The following is a 22,081-nucleotide window of genomic DNA, read 5'->3' on the forward strand; positions in this document are numbered from 1 at the left end:
TCAAAAATTTAATGTTTAACCAGAGTTAAATACTTGCAGAAATATGCGCCTGAAAAACCATCCAGATGAACGCATTCCATGCCTGCTTTATCTTTAAAGCTATCATTTAGGCATGTCCAAATTCTGTCTGAATATTCGGGTAAAGTAGCCTCATGGCTGCCAAACATGATGACTTGATCACCCTTTCGGAAATTCCGCTCTTTTAGGCTTTCAGTGCCGCTATGCCCAAAATCTTTGCCTTGTTGTGAAACATATACTGTGAACTCCTCTACTTTACGATTGTGTCCACAAAGAAAGCCTTTTAGCAATTCTTTACTAAAGTTCGCGTATGCTCTATCAGCATGGAGATCAAAGGGTAGGATATTCAAGCCCAAAAGTTCTTGAGATATGGGGGCGATTAGTTCTACATCGGGATTGATTTTCTCATTCACTTGGATCTCAACATTCGCAAAAGGTGCTTGTTGATTTCTTGCCAGAGCGTAAATGGTGCAATTGATGTCTGCATCAAACCGAACTTTTTTTACATCAATTTGAATCGTCTGGAAAAGCATACTTTAACCCTATCTATATGTGTTTCAAGGTGCTAAAACCGCAATGTAAATTATTCGGCTTCATTTATTCTAAAGTATACCGCAAAAACACAATATTAGTATTTGAAGTTGCCCCGTATAACAACTTCAAATACATAAATTTACGAAAGATTAATTTGGTGTCTTAAGCTCTTTTATTAGGGAGATACTTTTCATCGAACATAAGGGAGTCATCACTAAATTGCGTTATAACTCCCTCAGCGTTGCAATAGTATGAAGTGTATTGAAGCCCTGCGCCGTCTAGTTGTACATATTGCAATTTAAACTCTGTCCCATGCTCAACAATGCTTGCTAATGACTCGGAGAGATCAAGAGGATCATTAGATTCATCATGAGGATAAAGAGTGCCATCGTGTATTTGCTCAATACTCACAAAACTTAGAGTAGGAAATCTCCTATTACCATTTTCGTCTGGTTGATCGATAGCCATTGTCTGGTCATTAAAGTCTGGCAAATTCCAGTAGTCTGAAAAAATATTTTCAAGTTCATGCAATTTCTCGGTTGGGATAATGAGAATGCTTGAACTTAAGTATGTTTCAGTAAACTTAAGAGTTGGCATAGAGAAACCTCCAAGGAGTTAAAATAGTTCACCAAAGTTGAGCAATTATTATAACAAAAACTGAATAAGTGATTAATATATATATGTTTATAGGCGTTAATATGTGTCGTGGGCTTTTAGGCTTTTAGCAATCAATTAAGTATCATGTATGTAATTATATAAAAATTTTATTAGATGCCTTCTTTGAAGGCTAAACCGGTTGCGTCAGCAACACGGTACCAAAGCGCAAGCGAGGGCGGCAGCCATAATCATTGCGATTGCAATAATCATGACTGCGGAAGTTAAAACCTATGTACTGGCGCAAATTTTTTCAAACACTTGAGCTGTTAAGCGCAAATTCATTACGAATTTAAGTTGTCGTTCAATACCATATATATCGTACGCTAGAATATATCCGGTGTGATTCGAAAAGGTTATTGGCATATTCGGATTGAAGCTAAAGTTGCAATTATCTGCTGCGGTAGAAAAATGGAAAACGACATCACAGTCGGGCTGCGACATAAGGATGCAATCCTTTTTATCCATGAAATTTGTCTTATCTTCTTCGGTCAAATATTCGATGGATGTCCCATCGATAGAATCAACATAATAGCCAAGGCAATTTTTTAAAAAACTAGCAATGGTTGTCATGATACAAAACCCTTTTCTGAGCCTTGTTTAAAGCCTTCTTGGTAAATTGTCCGGTATTGTCCTTCATAAGCCTCGCTCTTTGAAGGTTCATTGTTTTTACCTGCTTTGAAACCGGTATTGAATACGCTGAGTTCCTTGGTGCAGTCTGTACATGTTGAATCGCTATCTTCACACATAATGCATGAAAAGGTTGTAAAGCCAGTGATCGGATTGCATTTCATCATTGTTTTGGTCCTTCATGGTTTACATGCTTAGCTACTGATTCTTTTGTTAATTCAATGCGTCCATTGCTATTAGTATTATCAGGTGTGAAGAACACACGATAGCCTTTCTGTATCAAGCATATTGCAATAGTAAACAAAAAGATTTGAGCATGTTCATCCTTGTCTAACATGATCGTTAGGGCTGTGCCGGCATTGTAGGGATTTTCATCAGCCAAGTTCGAAAAATGAAAGAATGGTGTGCGCTGTGCATAATCATTGTCTTTTACATACGTTGGGACAAAAACGGGGTAATAACCAAAAAGAGTACCTTCAACAACTTTGCAAAACTCAATCTTAATGCTAGTGGATAGGAATTTTTCACTGTTCAGGCTTAAGTCCGAATATGCGCCGCTCGTTTGAAAAGCAGTTAAGCAATCATGAAATGCAGTACCAAAATTGAGTTCGGTGGATAGGTTACTTGAAATTATAGTAAGTTCACTACGCAAAGGCATGAGAGTATTCTCCAAAGTTGATTTTATTATTATACAATATATACCGCATATATATAATACTATATTGTAAATATTTGCTTTTAATTTTGGATTATAACTTTTGAAGATTAAGCATTGGCATTGTTGGGTTTAGTCTCAGCATCACCTGAACTCCGATAACTTATAACGAATGCGTTAGCAGACGTTATAAGCGTAAGCGGGCAGGAAATAAGAGGTTATTTGCCTCTATTTTTTTCATACTGTTTTTCCATTAGGGATAGTTTTTCAACAAGAGGTTCGCATTTAGTAAATAGCTCTTGGTAAGGTTTTATATTTTTATTAAATATATAGAAAATTAAAAAAATGGCTCCTAAGAATAATATTGAACCCATACTGATTGAGATTGATAAATTCTGAACAATTAAAAGATCATAATAGGTGGCATCTAAAAAGGATATAATAGCTCCTCCAAGAAAAATACTCACGATAAAAAATGAAAAAAATATGTCTCCAATTTCAGATTGACGTGTTCTTAGAAAATTCGAGAAACTGAAAAGCGCACCTATTGTTCCAATCCAACCGAAACTACCAGTTACCATTTTGTAATTTCCAGTCAAACTAAATAAAGAGTAAAGGAAAATTGATATAGAAAATCCTAGAACTAAAGTAGATAGGCTTGAATTTAAAATATTTTTCTTCCACATCAAAGTTTCTTCTTTTTTTCTTAAATCTTCGTAATTTAATAAAGTATTCTTTAGGTCGGTATTGTAAAGTGTGGTTTGCAATGTATAGCTCAAATTGGGTAATGTGAATGCAATAAAATTTGAACAATTCGTCAAAGTTGATTTACTAACTTCAAGATTACTTTCAATAGTTTTAATCCTTAATTGCTGAAAAGTATAAAACTGTTGAAGCATACTCACTCGGGTCTGAACTCTAGGATCATCAGAATTTGAATTTGAGTCAATAACTGTCTTTAACTTTGAGTTTGCGGATTTTAAAATTGTAATATTATTTTTTATTTCTTCTGACCATGAAGTTAAAGAATCAAACTCTCGACTAAGAAAATTTCCAGTATTTAATATTTCTGATAAATTGTGGGATGAGTTTATTTCTGTAACTGCTTTTTTAAATTCTGTTGATATATGCTTATGAATCCGACTGAATGATATATTTTCTTTAGTTATGTTTATTGCATGTTCAATTTGATTTGATATTTCAATTAATTTATTACCGAAAGATATTTCATCTATGTTAATCGACTCGATTTCCAAAATCTCACCAAAACCAATCAAGTGATGATCATCGTTATGAATTTTTACTGGTTGAAGATGAGTTGCAATTTTATCTTTAATGCTCGGGTCGAATAGGTGTTTTAAAATATTTTCCTCAAAGGTTTTGTTTTTCATTGCAAACAGTCCAAAAAATAGAATATTGTTTATTATAATATATACCGCAAAATAAGAATACTAAAAACTGTAAGCTTAGCTTTCTTACTAAGCTTACAATGAATTATTTATACATCAACAAAACGATAGCAAAGGGCTTCATGGTCCTCGTTTGATAAAAAATTACTGATTGAATCGAGTTCTGAAATTGAATAATCATTGAATGAGCTTCCTAAAAACCGTCTGTATGATTCATTGATATATTCTTCAACCAAGTCCATTCTTTCTAAGATTAGCTCTTTGTTGAATATTTGAAGCCATAACGCCGTGAAATATATGCTTGGGTACTCATTCGCTAGAGGTGTTGTTGACATTAGATGCTCTCCAACACTTTTTCTTTAAGGGTTGGGTAGGGATCAAGATAGTCTGCGGCAATCATTTTGATAATTTCGTTACGCTCGCCGATATATCCCCAACATGCTTCAATTTCTTCATGGTGTTCAGAGCTGCAACTGTCGCATGTCGAAATTTCTTCAATTTTGAATCCAAAGCATTCCCCTGAAATATAATTATTGTAAAGTTCAACTTCACCAAGGATGTATTCCTTGGCTTTGTCTGAATTCCACTCACAACCAATGTTTTGAAAATCTTTTAAAGTTGTAAAGATATAACCGATCTGCCCTGAATCCCATGGGCAAGAAAAAGGACTTGTTGAGTACACAATCCCCGAGTGTTCGTATTTATATAGTGGTTCAATTTGGATGTATTGTGCTTCGGGGTCTGCTTTTTTTAGGGCATCAATTAATTCGAATTGTTCCATATCGTCATAGTCATCAATACTTAATTGACGGCATAAGTCATGTAGGAGGGTGATAGATTCATCGATGTTATCGATTTGTCCCGAGCGGCTATTTCTTGTAGTATAGAAATGTGCAATATTTGAATCATTTTCTTCACGCGGGCTATTGCAATAATGATCATAAATAAGGCTAAAATTTAAATTATTTATGCTAGCTGAAAATGCAATTTCTGACATGTGTATTACTCCAAAGTTGATAAGAGTATTTTACAACATATACCGCAAAATAATAATACTTGTTTTGGTTTCAGCGACACAACTTGACGCTTTTAATTCGCAATAAAACCTTTTAAATTCAATTATCTGAATTGAAATAAGAATGAAAAATTTGGCTTAGTTTTTTTGATTGCATGTTGGCTGCGTTAGCAGACAGCATTTAAAGCGCAAGCGAGGGGATGTAGTAAAATCGCAAAAATCCTCCAAAAATTAAATTCCTTAATTTTTGATTATTTAGAAATCCGATATGAATTTACTATAATAATATCATCATAATTATTTATTTTTATCTCCATCAGTTGCCAAATTTTTATTTGATTCTTTAGAAAATAGAGAAAACGTCAATATAGTTATAAAAACGCCTACGATCATCGTTAGCCAAAATGAACTAGGGTTGTTACTGTAATGAACGTATAGGTCGGATTTGTTTAAGGTTGCTGAAAAAGTATTAGAAATCAATAACGAAAATGGCTTAAGGAAAAATACAAAATAAAGTACGCTAAGTAGAATCGAAAGGCTTAAATAGAAGATAACTAAAAATTTTCTTTCGTTTTTGGTGAAAACCGGATTGAAATTCTCATCGGTTTTCCAATCATCGTTTTTATTAACTGGCATAATGACACTCCGATATTTTTAATAGTTAATATTAGCATTAATATTAATTCAATATTTAACGTTTTCAGAGAATAAGTAAAAAACGGACTTTATCTGGATTTTAGATGCTACTGCATTCAAGACCTGTACATTTAAAAAATGGGGTATAGACATACTCGATACCTCCAGAGATTGCATCCTGTTTGTAAGCATGAATATACCCTTGATTGAACAATTTTTTTAACTTTGAACTTGCATTAGGTGATGAAATATCAAGAAAATGTGACAACTCACTTGTGGTTGTTTGCTTCTTAGAATAAACGAATGATAAAACTTCCTTTCCTCCAGAATTTAGGTCGCCATAAATTGATCCGGTCCCATCATTATTTTTTATCAAAAGCGGCATTTGCTTTGCATGGAAGCCATAAATCAGATTTTCAAGTACATCAACATTCTCAACATTGGTAATTATGATACCAATCTGTTTGCTATTGAGCTTAGCGAAGGCTGCAATACCATTTCGGATAAAGCAGGCATCGAAAGCAGTCATGTTCTCAAGTGAGATTTCAAGGGCATTAACAGGACCATTGACCGAGCTTCTTAAATGATTCAGTACTTCATCACCCGCCTTACTGCCCATGACGAAATTTTTTTTAGTTACATCAATTAATCTAATTTGAAAATTGTGGTCCATTTCGATTTCACCTGATTGTTAAACTACTTATACCGTTTCAGTTTTTAACTCTGGTGTCCGTGTATTCCATTTATGAATGGCATCATTCAATGTCTTGGCTTTGATTTCCAAACGGGAAGAAAGTGGATCACCATCGCAATGGTGGATTATAGAGACACTTATAATAACGTGTCTCATGCCGGTCCAGTTTTTACTTGTGTTGATATTGATTTGGTTTGAACCACAAAAAGGGCAGGGTTGCAGGTCATAAGGTTTCAATTCTTCACTGCGGAACCATCCCCAATGGCGAGTACCACCAACGTCAAATTTTTTTATATCTTGCCGATAGTTCTGGATTTTACCTTCGCACCATTCAACTTCACTGTCAGTGGTGTGGACTGGAAAAAATACTTTATCGCCTAATTGATAATTATGCATACGAAATTATCCTTTCTTTGTTTAGACAAGTTCAAGGTTTGTCTTGATATAACCCATCATATCTTCAATAGAATTTGGACTGCGACAGTCTGATGTCATGCTAAAAGATGACAGTAACCAATTTTCGCTGCATTCTGTGATATGGGTTTTAAGTGTTAATTCTTCTTGATCAATTTGATTTAAGGTTAAATCTATATAAGTTTGATTCAACTGTTCAGAGTCGAATTTTTTTAAGGTTTGTTCTACTAAATCTAAATGACTCATGGTGGCGAATTCACAATAAACTATTTATTAAATATACCGCAAAACAACAATATTAAAAAATTATTTTTTTTAATTTATTTCAGTCGGGACGGGTGAGGGCAATCCATTGCCTCCCGTCCCATATTGATTAACCACTTTTTTTACGGCGTTTTTCATTAGGAAACCCGATGACATCGCCTTGAGTTGAAACATAAGCTGTTTTAGCTGCTTGATTTGCTTCCTCTACTGCTGCTGTAGCAACTTTGGTGACAATTGCTTGCATACCACCCATCGCACTTGTTCTCACTAAGAGAGCAGCTCCTCCGCTTACAACGTTTCCGGTTTTGGCAACCACCTTGCTATACCACGGATCATTTTTAGCTTCTGGTTTTGACGTAGGGGTCGGGGTAGGCTCGCTTGTTTTGCTGCCTTTTGGGGTTTTGGGATTCATAGTATGTTTTCCTAATCGATATTCATGACCAATTCATGAACGAATTAAAGTAAACATAACTGACGATGCTGTGGCAAGTGCTTCTGAGGAAAATCTTTGATAAACATTGGAATAAAAAAATCAGCAATTAAATATTGCTGATTTAATATGCCCACATTAGCCGGCTTTTTTAGTTTTGTGCTTACTGGAGACAACAATTGTTTCGTTAATCTGTTCGATAATTTCGTCAATACCACCAATTGATCTCATTCTTGCATTCTTAGCGTAACCACCATAAATTACGATGCCCGCACTGGTGACTACTTGCGCTGATGCAAAAGTATTTTCTATATCTATAGGTTCAAATGTAAGTGGTTTAATATTTTGCGCAGTTAAAGCACTAGCTATTTTCATTGCGGCTTTTGAATCCTGCCTCAATGAGTCGATTTCTGATCTCGTCATGGCTTGCGGGTTTTTTGAAGTGTCCAAGTTCGCCTTGGGTGAGGTATTCGATTGGAAAGTTGAACTCATATAGCCACCACTCAGCAAGTTGCGGATGTTTTTTCATCACATAATCAAGGGTTTTTTTCAAAGGAACAAGGTCGATCTCTGGTACCGAGAAACCGGTTAATGTAGTTGCTAAAACAACTTTACCACCATTGTTCTCGATATAGCCTTTCAGAGCAGCTAATGTTCCGCCCATTGATACCGTATCATCAAGGATAACATAATTTCGCCCCTCTTGGACCTGACCTTCAAATAGTGGTTGTCTTACAATTCTTTCGTATGCTCCGGCATCTGTATGATTTGCTTTTACGGATTGAACAATATCGTCATTGAATTCAAATCCTAGATAGCCGCTTAAAATATTGGCATAAGCTAAGGGAATTCGATTATTACCAAGGCGTTCTTTTGCTATCACCGGTACCAAAATGGGTTTGTCTTTGAAAAGACGTACACCAAGTTCATATACATCTTTTTCTTTTAAGACATTTTTATAAAGCAGTTTAAACGCAGCTTCCATATCTCCACTTTTAGCATCGATATATAATTCTTCGGATGCTTTTTTTAGTGTACCAAGTGGGTAAAGCACTTTCACTTTGGGAAAGCCATCCCAAGGTGTTCTTATGAAGCTCATTCTTTGCTTTCCTGCATACTTAAAGGCGTTATTGAGATTTTTTGATCACATTGAACGCAGACTAATGAATTTACGTGCAGTTCAGAGAATTCATCGAATCCACAAGAAATACATCGTAAAAAACGCTGAGGCTTATAGTCTGGAATATTAGAAAAATTATCATAACCTTGAAACTTGAATGAGCTTAAAACTATTTTTTCTACATCAAGTTTTGATGACCATTGATTGCCAGATCGTTGGACTCTTAAAACCAAAGCCATTTTTTTAATCCTTTAGTCATTAGGTTTGGCTTCAAATGGGACAAGTTTTGCTATGAAATAAGCACATAGTACTGCAACGAAATAAAATAACGCATATTGCATAGATTCGGTTGTATGCAGATATTCTGTAAATCCACTTGGACCGAGTTTTGCAGCTTTTAGAGCATATATAGTAAAAAATAGAATGGTTGGGATAGCAATTAATATCCCCAACAATATTTGTGATTTTTTATGCATGATTTACTCCAGTACAAAAAATGAAGTTCTAATTTTACAACTCAGATTTACTCAGAAAGTTCTTCTGAGCAACTTTCGCATATATCTTCGCTGTTCACTGGTGATTCAATGATAAGGGAGGGTATAAACCAGTAAAAGCATTCAGTACAGAACAAAATGTAATGATCTAATTCACAGCAAAAGTTTGTATCCTCTGCAAGAGCGGGGTCCATATCCAGTTCTTCAAGTACATCTCTAAGACTGTTACAGGTATGTTCGAGTGTATCTGCGACCAATTTTGCATTAGCTTTGACAAAAGACATAGATATAGCCCTCTTTCGAAAAATAAATCACTCTATTAACTATGTGATGGTTCCAAATTACTTTGAAAGTATTCAGAAGTTAGAGGCATATAGCCCTCATCAACATCGTCTTGTTCGCAGTAGAATGCATTATATCCGTTATCGACAAGTACCTTAGCAATACTAAGCAAAACAAAATTAGCAACCCCACCTACATCCAAGCTGAAATATACATAATTTTCATCTTTAGGGAAAAATGAGTAGCCTGTATTTGGTGCTTGCATGATAGATAATTTACGATTTTCAGTAACTTCAAAGTTTGCAGGATTAATCCCCGTTACAACAATTGGATAGCTACTGTAAAAACCAGATTCAGCAAAAGAAACCTCCAAACGATCACTTAAATATGGCTTTTCAAGTTTATTCAATTCTGAATAAGCACCAATCTTTTTTAGAGCGGTACGAACATGTTTCCAGATTTGACCAAACCACAAAGGAGCTGTTGCATCATTAGGATTGGTAATAATAAGCTTGGTATTAGATGACATATATTTTCCCCCGTTAAACCACCTAGCTTAAGCTAGGCAGTTGTGATAGATGATCGCACGAGCATTTAGATAATTTAACTTCGCACTTTGAGTTTTCAAACTCGATAGATTTTCTACAAAATTTGGTTCCAGTGTTAAGTTAAGGAAGTTGTTTTGTAATTCTTTAGCTTTGATTAAAAAGTCTAAAATAATCTGCCGATTCTGCGCGGTGAATCCCATTTCATCATTAGTATTTAATGGTCCAATTTTTTCAAACTCGGAAATTAATTCTTGTGTTTGAAGTTGTTGAAAACTTTCTTGAGTGCGCTTGAAACTATGAATAAAATTAGATGCCTCACCAAGATTGTCGATACAATGCCAATTAATCCCGAAAGAGTCGATAAATATAATTGCACGATTGCTTAAATCTGTAGAGATGGATTTTAAAGTAGGTTGATTAGTCATGGTGATTCTCCAAAGTTGATAATGCATTATACAACATATACCGCAAAATAAAAATACTTTTGCTTTTAAATTACCCATAATTACAATATTGATGCAGTCGGGTGTTAATAAATTTTCAATTTCCGAGATGCCTTCTTTGGAGGCTCAAGCCGGTTGCGTTAGCAACATGGCTTAAAAGCGTCAGCGCGGGGGGCTTAGTATTAAAGATAACTAAACGAGTGTAGCCGTAAGCAAATAGGAAATATGCAGGCAATGAGCTAAATGATGTGGAAATGCGAGAGAGGTGAGGTGCGTTAGCACCGGCGTAATGAAAATAAAACTCTCGTTTATATTTTCTTTAATTAATGTATTAAGTATATATATTCTTATTAATTGAGAACGTACCAAAATTATTTGTTGCAGATTTTATCTGGTTGGCATCAAAGGCTACAAATTGTTTTGAATGCTCAATGTTATTTGCCCAAGAGTGGTCCTCAAGTATTAGTCCATCAAACTTTTTTTTAATAAAATTTTCTCTTACCATTTCCTTGTAGCGATAGGGGGTATTGCTTAGTTCGGGGTGTAGTGACTTAAGTTTCTCTGATCGTTTCTTTAAGTTGGCATCAGCTCCTTTAAATCCATTGAAAGAATAACAAACTGAGTTGATAAATTTTGGTCGCCGCAAATTTAGAAAAACGGCTTTCAAGCTTCCAAATTCAGTGCCAGAGTAATTAGATGAATAGCGTCTTGCGATTGACTCACTTTCAGTGAAAAATACTCCTTCATCATATACCGTGAACTCAGAAAACTCATAAAAATTAGGCGGAGTGCCATGATACAAAATCAATGGTTCTCCATTCTGGTCTAATACCTTTGATGATTCATTTGGATTATTTTCCCAATCACCAAACCACTGCTTAAATGCATCTGTTCTTACAATCAGCCATTGTTTTTCACTTAAATTAGATGGCTGCCCATTAGGAGCTTTTAACCATTTTTCTGAATTGAAGTGTATTGAATTGATTGAGCCTAAATTTGCAGCCATAACAGCATCCAATGAGTCAGCAAGATTTAAAGTTGATCAACTAAAGCAATCTGCCGTGACATCTCAAGAAACTTTCTAAACTCGATCATTGCTTTGTCAATTAGTACGATCGCACGGGTAGCATTATTGATGACTGGTACACCGTTAATGTTAATATTGCCTGCCATGCATTTCGATAAAATCTTACTTTCCAATTCATCTAGTAAATTATTGTTTTGCGCGACTTCGAAAAGCTTAAGTTTAAGTTTTGCTTTAAAGCCATCTAAGTAACTATTGATTGTGCTGTTGCCCAATGCAACTGATTTTGTAAAATCAGAAAAGTTAAAATCTTCTGAAATTTCAACAATAAACCCATCAATTGCCAATTGATCAGCACCAGAAATAAATACTTTAGCCTGAATATTAATTACATCAATTGAAATTAATTTAGGGTCTTTTAAAAACTGGACGGGGGTATGAGCAGTAAAGAAAATATGTGGACAGCCTTCATCTTCAACAAAAAAATCAAGAAGTTTAATTTCAGCTACGCCTTTAGAATAAATTTGGTTTAATTGCATTTAAATTACTCTATTTGAATTTAAGTATATTATACAATATATACCGCAATAATATAATATTTTATTTTGTGTATTTTTTGGAAATGAAAATATCTTGATTGAAGATATTGATACATAAATTTAAAAACATAATAAAAATGCTTTTGAATCATTCGCAAAAAAAGCCTTGGTTTCCCAAGGCGACAACGGAGTTAAAATTTTTAATCGTCAAGGTGAATACTTAAGGTGCTTACCAAGTTGTCGTAGTCACCTTTTTTTGCTTCATTCTGGACTTTCTTAATTTCATCCTTTGCCCATCCTGCGGCTTTGGCACATTTTTCAAACTGAGCCAATAATGCAAAAGCATTCCCATTGGTTCCAACAAGTGTACCAGTACAAGTTTTGGGTGGGGAGAATAAGTTTTTCATATCAGTAATCCTGTAATGAATTAAAAGCTCTTTGTTTAATAATGTGATTTTATCATATACCGCATAAATATAATACTTTTATCTTTTAAAGTTGCTAAAATAATTATGGTTGATACAGTCGGGTCACTGACCTATAAATAATTTTGAAAATGCTTTCTTTGTAAAACTATAACCTGTTGCGTTAGCAACACGGTTGTTGAGCGTTAGCGGGGCGAGCTTTCATAAATTGTATGATAAATTAGTAGTCTAAAATATCGTGCATACGATTTATAGGTTGAAATACGCACCTTAAATTCCATCTGTGAAATTTATTGAGTATTCGATTTGTAGGGATGGAGTTATATGCGATTGCATGACGGGAGTAATTCTATCGGGAATCCGATTTGAAGTTGAGCTATTGCAAATTGTTTTGCTACGAGGGAAGTATTGGGAAGCCGATTTAGTAAGGCACTGGAAACACGACATTTCTTATGTCTTGAATATCGGGCATCCGATTTGATTTGCTACCATAATCAAAAGCCTTGGTATGAAAACCAAGGCTGAATATTCTGAATTAAACTTAGTACATTTCAGGGAAATTTTCTCTTAAATACTTTTCATTAGCAGCCTGAAAACCCTCATTCCATTGATTTATTATTTCTAATGACTCCCCAACCTTTAATCCTTTGAGGTGCATCTCAATAAAGCCTTGATCATGAGAAGATGAATTAATGTTTTGGGCATGAGCATCATAACCAAATTGGTATGGTGATTTAACTAAAGCATTATCCATTATAATTCCTCTTTAATTTCCAAAATATCAATAGGGCTATCTAAATAATGGGACCAATGACCTTGCTCTGTATATGCAGCCGCTTCATATCCCTCGAGCTTTACAACGTAATCATAATCCATGTGTAAATCATTAGGCATATAGGCAATAAATTCTACATTTACTACCGATCCATCACGTAAACAAACAACCATTCCGCTTTCTAAATTAGACATAACAGACATAGCAGTAACCTTAAATCAATGCGCAAATCGCACTATAAACTTGACGTAGAGGGTACAAACCACCTGAATAAAGCTGATACTCAAATTCTTTAGGTAAGGTGGGGTGTTTATTGTTCTTGATTGCACTCACATAAATTAAATGTAGTTGCTGTTTGTCTTTTAAGATTAAATCTTCTTCAAAGCTCATCAGGTTATATAATTTTTTAGCTTTTTTAAGTACATCTTCTGGGTTTACAAAGCTACCATGAGCTTGATCATTGGCAAAACTAATCGAATTGTTGATTCCAGTAAGAAATGCTTTTACTTGATCCAGAACATCTGGCTTATTAAATTCGGTTTGAAGATCAAGAAGATATTTACCGTTATCAATTAACTCACCTTGTGAGCTACCATAAATAAAGCCAATAGTGGCAAAGTCGCCGTTCCGCATGAAATTGGTAGCAAATATGGCAGGGATTCCGCCTTTCCAACTAATCGATAAATCTAATTTTTTCATTCTAAACGCCTAATCCAAAGTTGATTTTAATATTATACAACATATACCGCAAAATCATAATACTAAAATAATATTAAATGTAATTTTAATGTTAAATTTTGATTATCTATTCTTTACTAACTAAGAGGTCATATTAAAAAAATTTAATTAAAACATTGGAATAAGAAGAAATCATGAGAGTAAAAGTAATTAATAATAAAGCAAGTAAGAATCTGATTTATAATAGTAAACAGTTGATTAGCTATGGTTCTTAATCATGTAGACGATTTGTAGTTATTTTTACATAAGGTGATTTTGACTTTACAGTGTTCTTAATCGTGTAGACGATTTGTAGTTAAATTCTATAAAAGGGGTAAATCGGGCATTGGTTCCTAATCGTGTAGGCGATTTGTAGTAATATCATCAATATGCTTGAAGTAAATGAATCGTTCTTAATCGTGCAGACGATTTGTAGTGAATTATATGCTCCAACTAGAGTCTTATGAGCATTCTTTATCGTGTAGGCGATTTGTAGAACTTCATCTTGTAATAGGATTTTAGTGATTGGGTGCTTAATCGTGTAGACGATTTGCAGTCAAAATTGTTGAAATAAAATGTGATCCATACCGTTATTTATCGTGTAGACGATTTGCAGAGATAACAATGCACATATTGAAAGCATTTTAGGTTCTTTATCGAGTAGTCGATTTATAAAATATATGGTAAATCAGCCGCAGCATTTTTTGATGCTATCGAGAATTCGATTTATAAATCAAAAAATACTGAGCTTATTTGGATGTTCAATCATTCAGATTGACTATTAAATTAACCGACAGAGTTTTAAAAATCATCTTCGATTATGGATAGGTCCTGACTGTTAATTTGAATGAAATGTACATGCTCTGCAATACTGGAGAGTAAATTGCTTTCAATCTCTTTTGGTTCTTTTACTTCAAACGATACGTTATGCTCATCAATTAGGCTTAGTTCGATTCTTTCATTGTACTCAAGATGCTCAGTAGCGATCGCTTGTCCATTATTCCAAAAGTCTGGCTGTAGTTTGGAATTTGTTTCTAGTGTATGTAAATCTATCGAAATAAACGTACAAGATGAAGTATTTTCGCGATATGCCTTTTGGAAAGTTAAAAGCATAATTTTAATAAACTTACCAATATCCTTTTTTTTGATCTCGCTAAGATCGAGGGGAGCTGAAAATATAATAGGCATTTTCCAAGAATCGCCACCATGAGAATTTTCGACAGGTAAAATATAAGATTTCATATTATTGACTCTTACCAAAGTTGATAAATACATTATACTTTATATATACCGCAAAAATAATATACTTTTGTTTATATTTGTGCTTTTAAAATAATGTGTTTTGTTTGGAGCAGTAGGGTTAGAGTTAAAATTATATTTGTGATCCTTTCTTTGAAGGCTAAACCGGTTGCGTCAGCAACACGGTTTCAAAGCGTAAGCGCGGGGCAGATAAAAACTCCATGGTGGTTAGTACTCATGGAGTTTTTATCTTTATTTCGCCGTTGCCTTTTGATTTTCGTAGGCAGACAATAACGTTTGCTCTGTCACTTCATAATCAAAAATCGCAAACGAAATTGCTGTTTGTAAATCCATGGATTGAGCCATTAACTGATTAACCATATTTAAAGCTAGTTCAACTTGATGAGTGTTAATTTTTTCCAAGCTTTCTTGTGTGAGGGTCGTATTTAAGAATGCCGGTATACTTGTCTTATGGCGGCATTTTAATAAACAACTTCTAATTTGAGCATGTTCTTCTGGTGTAATAGCATTTAATAATTCACAAGCATGGGCAAAGCCAACAATACCAGATTCGACAGAAACTGCATGTTCTGTACAATGGACGCTATCAAATTCTGAAAAGTATTCATTCAATTTCTGTATAGCTTCTGCTCTTTGTGGATGTAATGTAGTCATGTATAAAATTCCCATGTTTTTTACATTATACAATATATACCGCAAAAATGTAATATTTATATTATTATTTAATGCTTTTAAATTGTTTCTATAAGTTATTGTTTAGTCATTTGTTTTTACCAAAAATATTATTTTTGATCCCTTTCTTGAAAGGGCTTAAGCCGGTTGCGTCAGCAACATGGATTTAAAGCGTAAGCGCGGGGTCGTTGTATAATATTCCAAAATGAAATCTGTTTGCCTTAAGGCGGATGTCTGTAGCGTTATGATCGTACTTCGAAACTTTAGAGTTGCAATGATTGGGTCCCGAACATTGCATAAAAATCCGGAGAATCACAAAGATGTAGCACTTTGTTATAAGGTTTGCTACAGGTTTGCTGAACTTGGTATTTCATTTACAAGTGGGCTGTGTGGGCTTGGTATGGATGCAATAGCGCAAAGGGCTTATAGTCAAGCTGTAAACGATGGAAAGGCGTTTTTAAGCCAATTCGAGGTGTATGTCAGTCGGAAAGATGATATTGATAAATCTCGGCTTCCTAACAGGCATTTAGCAATAATTAAAAATCCAAGCTTGAAAAAGGAACTTGAGGACTTGGCTTCCTCGCTTCATGGTAATTGGTCGAACTGTGATAGTTATGCGAGAGGGATGCACCATCGAAATTGTCATGAAATCCTTGGCTACCACTTAAATAACCCTGTTAAAGCGGTTATTACATGGTGTGAATTGGATAATTTTGGTGACTATGTGGGAGGCAGCCGGACGGCATTAAAATTAGCAGAACGGTATCGTATTCCGATTTTTAACTTAAATACCCCAGATAAGAAAAAAGTATTGGCAGAGATTCATGACTTTCTCCGTTGGCATGAAATTGTAGGGTAGTGAACACTCATTACAATGAAAAGTTATACATAACCATAAGCAATAAAATTGTGGACCATACCAACTGTCGAATAAAGAAAGCCTGATACCGTGACACCAATCGCCAATCTATAGCAGTAGGAATAATACTTTTCTCTGTTGAGCAAATATCCAAATGTTAGGATCAGTAAACTCAGAAAACAACAAGTTAAAAGAACCTGAGTAAAGTGATTGCTATAGAAAGAAATGAGCCAAGAATCCACACTAGACATCCAAAAAGAAAATCTTTGAAAAAATATAAGTTTTAGTTGTTCGATACACTTGAGCGAATAGCATTGACTTCATCAACGTCCAACTTTTCTTCTAATAACTCCATAATCGAAATTTCATCTTCTTGAGAGAGTGCAGTAATCTCACCCCCATGGAAATCTTTGCCCATTTGTAAGGCATTAGTGATTGCTTTACGCTGATCCTGATCATCAGGCAGTTTTATCACGACTGTTAAAAATTTATTTTTCATGGATAACTCACTTTAAAATTATACTCTGAGGATTTGAGATTCTAAGCCATTAGATATTCATAAACTAACCATGGCTACCTTGTTTAGCCAATCTTTCTTTAGCTATCGCCAATGCCCATTCTACAGTTGCCTTTGATTTAGCTTTTTCAAACTTTTTGCGTAACTTTGTGAGCTGCTTATCATGGAGTTCAAACTCAGCGATATAATCTTCATCTGCACCACCATCAATCTTGCCTGCTGCCTCATGACGAAGCTCACGGAAAGAAACAAGCTCATGTTCAAAGACTTCGATTCTATTTGACTTTGATGCAAATAAACGATCTGTAAACTCAGTGTAATGAGAGGTATATGCCTCAATTGACTGGACATACGCCTCATCACTTGAACCCTCGACCTTATCTGTCACTTCCGAGCGGAAAAATGAAATAGCTTCGAATTCCTTTTTGGTTACACCGATAACAACTTTGACTTTAATTTTGCTCATGAAGTGATCTCTGGTAAATAGGTAATGGGCAGTTCTGTGTTTGAACAGTAAAGTTATTATCCTTGGGATAAGAGATCATCCCTTAAGTAACAAACGATATGGCTCATTCATAAAAACTTTCACCTAACGCTTCTTTTTGCTTCGCAATTCTCACACATTCTTCGCATGTAATTTCATCCGGTGCTAAAAAACATAGTCTTTGTATTTGCTGTTTCCTTTTGAGAACTTCCTGATTGGGCGTATATTGCCATTTTTTCCCACACAAAGTATCAAAAGCAGAGCTTGTAATGTGGTAAGTTTCATCTATGCCACAACAAGCATAATCATGTTTTTCTAATGACTTTGTAGACATGGAGCATCCTTTATACAACTTCCATTTCGAAATTGGTATTCAATTTGAAAATGCATTCTTTGATTGCATGAGCTTCGACACGATCAATAAAACCAAGCGCAAATTCTTCGGATTTAGTGAACTCAAAAACAATCCCCATACTTGAACTGACTTCAAAGTATTCGAGAAATTTACCAGTGTTGGTATCTTTTATTTTGAAAGCCATGCTGCACCCTTAAATTATTTAAGTTCAGTTGTTAAGAAAAGTTGGTTTAGTCCGGTTATTTCGTGAGCTTTTAATGAATTTCTGGACCTCAATAAATTCATCTTCACTGAATACTTTTAGCATTTTACATGCAAGTGCAAAGCCTACGATATGACTTTCCCTCACAATTATATGTTCATTGCAAGTTGGGTTTTCTAAATCGTCAAAAAAAACATTGATGTTTTCGATAGCTTCCTGACGCTTTTCACTTTTGATCTGCATTGTTTTCTCTCTAGGGTGTCTCAGAACGGTAGATCATTTGAATACTTTTCAATTTCATCCTGATCACATTTGCAAGTGAATGTCTCGCAGCAGTAGCAAAATTCGACATCCATAATGGAGGAAAAGGGCTTATTCTCTCGAATAGTCATAGTACTCCGAATCAATGTACTGTTGAGGTAGTGGTTAGTCACTTGAGGGGATACCATAATCCAGTTTTTTTGGATTGACATGTCTATCGGTTTGTTGAATGTGTAGCCGGTGGCATACTTGTAAGCACCATATAGATCATCAAGCTCTAAGGTGTCATAAAGTAAAAACTCATCATCAATGTTTTCATAATCAGGTACCAGAATTTTGTCCATATCCTGATCAAATAAAATATAGTTAATAGGCTTGTAGACTGTTACTGGATCAAACAAACCTAAAGGGTCGGTGGTTGTGTGTTCTTCATGACGCAGTACTATAAATTCCCTTTCAGTAAGGTTTCTATAAATAGGAATTTCTTTACTTTCTAACTGCATGATGCCAACAAGGAGATCGGCATGTTGGTTATCTAACAAGAGACTAATCTGCTTGGAGAGTAAATTTTTAACTATGCTTTCATCTGCAATTTGAGCTACATGGATGGATTCGTTTTTCTTTATTGCTAGTAGCATTTCAAGCACCAACTTATAAAATATTAATTGGTTCTATTATAAAACATATACCGCAAAATAAACATACTTAAATCATATTAAGATACTTAATTAAACATTATTTTAAGTCGGAGATGGGCTATGAAAAATTAGATTAAGCCTAATAAAGAAAGCCGGATTATGTTGATCCGGCTCTCAAAGGGGGTTAGAGGTTTTTGATTACATCTTTCACATTCTGTTCTTTCTTGGCTGCTCCGATTGAATAAATTGTTAGAACAATATCGGTATACTCTTTTATCGAAATTATACCGTCAGCCTTGTAACTGTTGATTTTTTCAAACTAAGGGGGTGAAAAAATAATTCAGATAAAACAAAAAATTAAATGGTGGTTTGCCTGTAGTATCTTAAAGCCTATTCCTGCTTCAATGAGTAAGATTTGCTTGGCAAGCCCTTTATTCTGGCTTTGTTAAGTTGAGCCTTATTTAAGTTTGATAGCAGCCCCTTAATCGTTTTAGGAGATACGCTGATTTTAGCCTTACCAATGTATCTGCTACCCTCAACCAAAGTGCTTTTATACCGATCCTTGAGTTCATCAAGGGTGCCTGTAACCTCTGTGCTACGTTTTAAATCGTAGCTGTATTCAATAATCGTAAACTGTTTCATGTCACCCCTTAAAAACATTCAATTATGAGATGTTTGAGCTAGATTATAGGTGGAAAATGAATGTGTTCAAAAACACATTCAAATCTACATAGCTTAGCCTATTCGGTGTCTGGACCATTCCATCAATGAATGCAATGGAGACTCTGGTTTTGCTATTTGGTTGGGACACGTTTGCTTTGCTAAGAAGTTCAAAAATCAATTGATCTAACCAATTGTAATAATTGTCAATTATCTCCAAACATGAGGCATTAGATAGTTCAGCCTTAGCCTTTTGATAGAGCATTCCATTGTAACTAGGAATATGAGTGATGGTGTAAAACCATGAAAATAGGTTTTTGATTCGTCCAACGTAATCATCTTCGCTTAAGACATTAATGGAACTCATTAAGTCGGTTTCGATGACTTTGATCTCATGATTTAAACAAGCTTCATACAAGTTCACTTTGGCAGGGTAGTACTTGTAGTAAGTCATTTTTGCAACTTTTGACTCTAATATGATTCTGTCAATTCCTACTGAATTGAATCCATGGGCATAATACAATCGAATGGCTGTATTCAAGATGTCTTTGCCTTTGTGCGTAAAAAAAGTAGTCATAGCGGTTTCATTTACTCACATGTAGATAGAGCCAAAGCATGTTTTAGTGGCAGGATACGATTCGTCCATTTGAAGCGATAGAGGGGGAAAGAGAACCCTTTTGACGCTAAGAAATGGCGTACCATAAGTACTGTTAAATCGAAGTCCTGAGGTTTGCCGGACTTAACATTTGCAAAGTGTTCACTACGCAGAACGTAATATTCTTTCCCATCTTCCATGAGTTCTAAAGGGAGGGAGAAGCGATCAACGACTTCATCCACGTAGGTCTTTTGTTTTGCAAACCATTGTAAATAGTTCAACACCGAAACTTTGATTTTTGCCTTTTTGGTAAAACCAAATTCTTGAATGGACTCATTTCTATATTGACCAACAAGAAATACATCGCCGTTTATGATGTTGTTAGCAACATCTTCATATTCCGGATCAAAATAGGTGTCTTGTCCATTTTTAACCCAATCTTCTATCCAACCTTGTTCGTCAGCATAGTTGTAACAAATCTGAGCCATAAGATTCTGAGAATCATCTGCTAAATCTGGATTGTAAATATTTAGTACTACCCAATGAATATAGGATTTTTCAACACTACTGACATGTTGGTTAGCATATTTGCCAACAGGGAGGTAGCCTGCTTTAATTGCAGCCAAACGCTGTTCTAGCAACCCTTGCTCGCGTGCAGACATCGCATGTGGTGAGTCTAAAAGTACAAGCGGAATCTCACTGGTGAGTCCTTTATGCCATTCTTGAGCCTTTGTCATAGCTTCGGTGAAATCATGACTCAAGTTACGTAAAAAAGTATGTTTACGAACTTTATTTTCAACAACTTTCTGTTCATCTCCAACTTTTCTGTATTGAGTGTCCAGATAGCTGTAATTAAGCGTGTAAAAATAGCTTTTTTCACCAACACTGACATAGTAGTAATCATTTTGGTTCATGGCTAAAATTCCTATATATAGTCCAGTGTTGATGTGAAAAACGTTATATTTCTGATTAGGAATCAGTTTATACATTATACAACATATACCGCATAAATAGCATATTATATGCTTTTAAATTTACCAAAATTAACATTGTGATTCAGTCGGGAAAGGGATGTATTTAAAATTTGCGTGATGACTTCTTTGAAGGCTAAAGCCGGTTGCGTCAGCAATACGGATTAAGAAGCGTCAGCGCGGGGAGCTAACCCTAAAGTCAATAAACGAGTGTAGCTGTAAGCAAATAGGAAATATGCAGGCAGGACATAATCAGCTATGGAAATGCGGGAGATATGAGGTGCGTAAGCACCGGCGTAATGAAAATTAAACCTTGTGGCTAAAAGCAGTTTGGTTTTATCCTTTTATGGTGTAAAAAAGCCACCCTGTTGAGTGGCTTAAGGTGGATTAGAGGCAGTTTTCAGTCAAATGTTCTTCATGCCATTTATCGAAAAAAAAATCGCAAATGCCATCAATATCGTTAGAGAAATCTTCCATCTTGTAATAAGCATTCTGACCGTCTTTCGCTTCAAAAAATTCATAAATACAGTGGTGATAAAAATCACCATGATGATCAAAATGGTAATACTTGATGGTCCCACCAATTGCCAGAGCTAAAGCACCTAAAGTCTCTGATGAAAGACTTTCGGTCTCAAAGTGATAAACCATGTGGGTAATATCATTTAAATCATTTAGATCAGTTAAGGTGGCTGTTTCGCTAATTACAGGGTTTTCGGCAATGCCCCAGAAGTTCATTAAGTTGACTTCGGTGCGCTCACCAGTAAACGGCAGAATTTGATTCAGGTCTAATTCCTGTTGTTCACCATTCGCCACTAAGAACAGTTCAAATTTTTCTTTTAAGGAAAAAGGAATAACAAGGGCATTTTCTAAAGTTGCTGACATTTTAA

General features: G+C 35.0%; 37 protein-coding genes. 1 reads left to right on the plus strand and 36 read right to left on the minus strand.

Annotated elements, in window-relative coordinates; all coding sequences use genetic code 11:
* Positions 1-8: 8 nt before the first annotated feature.
* The 27 genes from IRT38_RS00980 to IRT38_RS01110 all read right to left on the minus strand — a co-directional run bounded on the left by IRT38_RS00980 (position 9) and on the right by IRT38_RS01110 (position 15,634).
* Positions 9-551: a hypothetical protein gene (locus tag IRT38_RS00980; protein WP_194596551.1), complete on the minus strand. Its 543-nt coding sequence runs from the start codon at positions 549-551 to the stop codon at positions 9-11.
* 163 nt (positions 552-714) lie between these two features.
* Complete coding sequence (locus IRT38_RS00985) at positions 715-1,149, minus strand: hypothetical protein (RefSeq protein WP_194596552.1); 435 nt, start codon at positions 1,147-1,149, stop codon at positions 715-717.
* A gap of 288 nt (positions 1,150-1,437) precedes the next feature.
* Positions 1,438-1,779: a hypothetical protein gene (locus tag IRT38_RS00990; protein WP_194596553.1), complete on the minus strand. Its 342-nt coding sequence runs from the start codon at positions 1,777-1,779 to the stop codon at positions 1,438-1,440.
* Positions 1,776-2,003, minus strand: coding sequence for a hypothetical protein (locus tag IRT38_RS00995; protein WP_194596554.1), 228 nt, complete (start codon positions 2,001-2,003; stop codon positions 1,776-1,778). The genes IRT38_RS00990 and IRT38_RS00995 overlap by 4 nt, the downstream gene beginning before the upstream one ends.
* Positions 2,000-2,494, minus strand: coding sequence for a hypothetical protein (locus IRT38_RS01000; protein WP_194596555.1), 495 nt, complete (start codon positions 2,492-2,494; stop codon positions 2,000-2,002). Before IRT38_RS01000 ends, IRT38_RS00995 begins: the two co-directional genes overlap by 4 nt.
* 215 nt (positions 2,495-2,709) lie before the next feature.
* Positions 2,710-3,882, minus strand: coding sequence for a hypothetical protein (locus IRT38_RS01005; RefSeq protein ID WP_194596556.1), 1,173 nt, complete (start codon positions 3,880-3,882; stop codon positions 2,710-2,712).
* Between the two features lie 107 nt (positions 3,883-3,989).
* Positions 3,990-4,235: a hypothetical protein gene (locus IRT38_RS01010; RefSeq protein WP_194596557.1), complete on the minus strand. Its 246-nt coding sequence runs from the start codon at positions 4,233-4,235 to the stop codon at positions 3,990-3,992.
* Positions 4,235-4,897, minus strand: a complete 663-nt coding sequence (locus tag IRT38_RS01015; RefSeq protein ID WP_194596558.1) for a hypothetical protein — start codon at positions 4,895-4,897, stop codon at positions 4,235-4,237. The genes IRT38_RS01010 and IRT38_RS01015 overlap by 1 nt, the downstream gene beginning before the upstream one ends.
* A gap of 315 nt (positions 4,898-5,212) precedes the next feature.
* A complete protein-coding gene (locus tag IRT38_RS01020; protein WP_194596559.1) occupies positions 5,213-5,551 on the minus strand; it encodes a hypothetical protein in 339 nt (112 codons plus the stop codon).
* Positions 5,552-5,651: 100 nt separating this feature from the next.
* Complete coding sequence (locus IRT38_RS01025; protein WP_194596560.1) at positions 5,652-6,224, minus strand: hypothetical protein; 573 nt, start codon at positions 6,222-6,224, stop codon at positions 5,652-5,654.
* A 27-nt stretch (positions 6,225-6,251) separates the two neighbouring features.
* Positions 6,252-6,641: a Lar family restriction alleviation protein gene (locus tag IRT38_RS01030; protein ID WP_194596561.1), complete on the minus strand. Its 390-nt coding sequence runs from the start codon at positions 6,639-6,641 to the stop codon at positions 6,252-6,254.
* 21 nt (positions 6,642-6,662) lie between these two features.
* On the minus strand, positions 6,663-6,905 hold the full coding sequence (locus tag IRT38_RS01035; protein ID WP_194596562.1) for a hypothetical protein: 243 nt from the start codon (positions 6,903-6,905) through the stop codon (positions 6,663-6,665).
* A gap of 127 nt (positions 6,906-7,032) precedes the next feature.
* Entirely contained in the window at positions 7,033-7,335 is a 303-nt protein-coding gene (locus tag IRT38_RS01040; RefSeq protein WP_194596563.1) for a hypothetical protein, read from the minus strand.
* Positions 7,336-7,491: 156 nt separating this feature from the next.
* Positions 7,492-7,728, minus strand: a complete 237-nt coding sequence (locus IRT38_RS01045) for a hypothetical protein (RefSeq protein ID WP_194596564.1) — start codon at positions 7,726-7,728, stop codon at positions 7,492-7,494.
* The gene (locus tag IRT38_RS01050) at positions 7,715-8,452 is read right to left on the minus strand and encodes a phosphoribosyltransferase (RefSeq protein ID WP_194596565.1); all 738 of its coding nucleotides are present in this window, start codon (positions 8,450-8,452) and stop codon (positions 7,715-7,717) included. The genes IRT38_RS01045 and IRT38_RS01050 overlap by 14 nt, the downstream gene beginning before the upstream one ends.
* On the minus strand, positions 8,449-8,712 hold the full coding sequence (locus tag IRT38_RS01055) for a hypothetical protein (RefSeq protein WP_194596566.1): 264 nt from the start codon (positions 8,710-8,712) through the stop codon (positions 8,449-8,451). Before IRT38_RS01055 ends, IRT38_RS01050 begins: the two co-directional genes overlap by 4 nt.
* 12 nt (positions 8,713-8,724) lie before the next feature.
* Positions 8,725-8,949 (minus strand): hypothetical protein, encoded by a 225-nt coding sequence (locus tag IRT38_RS01060; protein ID WP_194596567.1) that lies wholly within the window; start codon positions 8,947-8,949, stop codon positions 8,725-8,727.
* Positions 8,950-9,286: 337 nt separating this feature from the next.
* Positions 9,287-9,778 carry a hypothetical protein gene (locus tag IRT38_RS01065; RefSeq protein WP_194596568.1) on the minus strand — a complete coding sequence of 164 codons (492 nt, stop codon included), beginning with the start codon at positions 9,776-9,778 and terminating at the stop codon, positions 9,287-9,289.
* Positions 9,779-9,805: 27 nt separating this feature from the next.
* Positions 9,806-10,222: a hypothetical protein gene (locus IRT38_RS01070; protein ID WP_194596569.1), complete on the minus strand. Its 417-nt coding sequence runs from the start codon at positions 10,220-10,222 to the stop codon at positions 9,806-9,808.
* A 349-nt stretch (positions 10,223-10,571) separates the two neighbouring features.
* Entirely contained in the window at positions 10,572-11,246 is a 675-nt protein-coding gene (locus tag IRT38_RS01075; RefSeq protein ID WP_194596570.1) for a hypothetical protein, read from the minus strand.
* Positions 11,247-11,272: 26 nt separating this feature from the next.
* A complete protein-coding gene (locus IRT38_RS01080) occupies positions 11,273-11,803 on the minus strand; it encodes a hypothetical protein (protein WP_194596571.1) in 531 nt (176 codons plus the stop codon).
* A gap of 200 nt (positions 11,804-12,003) precedes the next feature.
* Complete coding sequence (locus IRT38_RS01085) at positions 12,004-12,210, minus strand: hypothetical protein (protein ID WP_194596572.1); 207 nt, start codon at positions 12,208-12,210, stop codon at positions 12,004-12,006.
* A gap of 559 nt (positions 12,211-12,769) precedes the next feature.
* Positions 12,770-12,982 carry a hypothetical protein gene (locus IRT38_RS01090; protein WP_194596573.1) on the minus strand — a complete coding sequence of 71 codons (213 nt, stop codon included), beginning with the start codon at positions 12,980-12,982 and terminating at the stop codon, positions 12,770-12,772.
* The gene (locus IRT38_RS01095; RefSeq protein WP_194596574.1) at positions 12,982-13,206 is read right to left on the minus strand and encodes a hypothetical protein; all 225 of its coding nucleotides are present in this window, start codon (positions 13,204-13,206) and stop codon (positions 12,982-12,984) included. The genes IRT38_RS01090 and IRT38_RS01095 overlap by 1 nt, the downstream gene beginning before the upstream one ends.
* Positions 13,207-13,216: 10 nt before the next feature.
* Positions 13,217-13,702, minus strand: coding sequence for a hypothetical protein (locus IRT38_RS01100; protein WP_227592117.1), 486 nt, complete (start codon positions 13,700-13,702; stop codon positions 13,217-13,219).
* An 819-nt stretch (positions 13,703-14,521) separates the two neighbouring features.
* On the minus strand, positions 14,522-14,962 hold the full coding sequence (locus IRT38_RS01105; RefSeq protein ID WP_194596575.1) for a hypothetical protein: 441 nt from the start codon (positions 14,960-14,962) through the stop codon (positions 14,522-14,524).
* Positions 14,963-15,211: 249 nt separating this feature from the next.
* Complete coding sequence (locus IRT38_RS01110; protein WP_194596576.1) at positions 15,212-15,634, minus strand: hypothetical protein; 423 nt, start codon at positions 15,632-15,634, stop codon at positions 15,212-15,214.
* Between the two features lie 310 nt (positions 15,635-15,944).
* Between IRT38_RS01110 and IRT38_RS01115 the strand changes: the two genes are divergently transcribed.
* Complete coding sequence (locus tag IRT38_RS01115; RefSeq protein ID WP_194596577.1) at positions 15,945-16,511, plus strand: hypothetical protein; 567 nt, start codon at positions 15,945-15,947, stop codon at positions 16,509-16,511.
* A gap of 283 nt (positions 16,512-16,794) precedes the next feature.
* Here the strand turns inward: IRT38_RS01115 and IRT38_RS01120 are convergent, their stop codons facing one another.
* The 9 genes from IRT38_RS01120 to IRT38_RS01160 all read right to left on the minus strand — a co-directional run bounded on the left by IRT38_RS01120 (position 16,795) and on the right by IRT38_RS01160 (position 22,076).
* On the minus strand, positions 16,795-17,010 hold the full coding sequence (locus IRT38_RS01120) for a hypothetical protein (protein WP_194596578.1): 216 nt from the start codon (positions 17,008-17,010) through the stop codon (positions 16,795-16,797).
* A gap of 64 nt (positions 17,011-17,074) precedes the next feature.
* The gene (locus IRT38_RS01125; protein ID WP_194596579.1) at positions 17,075-17,494 is read right to left on the minus strand and encodes a hypothetical protein; all 420 of its coding nucleotides are present in this window, start codon (positions 17,492-17,494) and stop codon (positions 17,075-17,077) included.
* 103 nt (positions 17,495-17,597) lie between these two features.
* Complete coding sequence (locus tag IRT38_RS01130) at positions 17,598-17,846, minus strand: hypothetical protein (protein WP_194596580.1); 249 nt, start codon at positions 17,844-17,846, stop codon at positions 17,598-17,600.
* Between the two features lie 10 nt (positions 17,847-17,856).
* A complete protein-coding gene (locus IRT38_RS01135) occupies positions 17,857-18,051 on the minus strand; it encodes a hypothetical protein (RefSeq protein ID WP_194596581.1) in 195 nt (64 codons plus the stop codon).
* 281 nt (positions 18,052-18,332) lie between these two features.
* Positions 18,333-18,968, minus strand: a complete 636-nt coding sequence (locus IRT38_RS01140) for a hypothetical protein (RefSeq protein WP_194596582.1) — start codon at positions 18,966-18,968, stop codon at positions 18,333-18,335.
* Between the two features lie 390 nt (positions 18,969-19,358).
* A complete protein-coding gene (locus IRT38_RS01145) occupies positions 19,359-19,610 on the minus strand; it encodes a hypothetical protein (RefSeq protein ID WP_194596583.1) in 252 nt (83 codons plus the stop codon).
* Between the two features lie 43 nt (positions 19,611-19,653).
* The gene (locus IRT38_RS01150) at positions 19,654-20,205 is read right to left on the minus strand and encodes a TetR/AcrR family transcriptional regulator (RefSeq protein WP_194596584.1); all 552 of its coding nucleotides are present in this window, start codon (positions 20,203-20,205) and stop codon (positions 19,654-19,656) included.
* An 11-nt stretch (positions 20,206-20,216) separates the two neighbouring features.
* Complete coding sequence (locus IRT38_RS01155; RefSeq protein WP_194596585.1) at positions 20,217-21,137, minus strand: hypothetical protein; 921 nt, start codon at positions 21,135-21,137, stop codon at positions 20,217-20,219.
* Between the two features lie 444 nt (positions 21,138-21,581).
* The gene (locus IRT38_RS01160) at positions 21,582-22,076 is read right to left on the minus strand and encodes a hypothetical protein (RefSeq protein WP_194596586.1); all 495 of its coding nucleotides are present in this window, start codon (positions 22,074-22,076) and stop codon (positions 21,582-21,584) included.
* Positions 22,077-22,081 lie beyond the last annotated feature (5 nt).

The organism is Acinetobacter sp. SK-43 (assembly GCF_015351505.1).
GTDB lineage: Bacteria > Pseudomonadota > Gammaproteobacteria > Pseudomonadales > Moraxellaceae > Acinetobacter > Acinetobacter junii.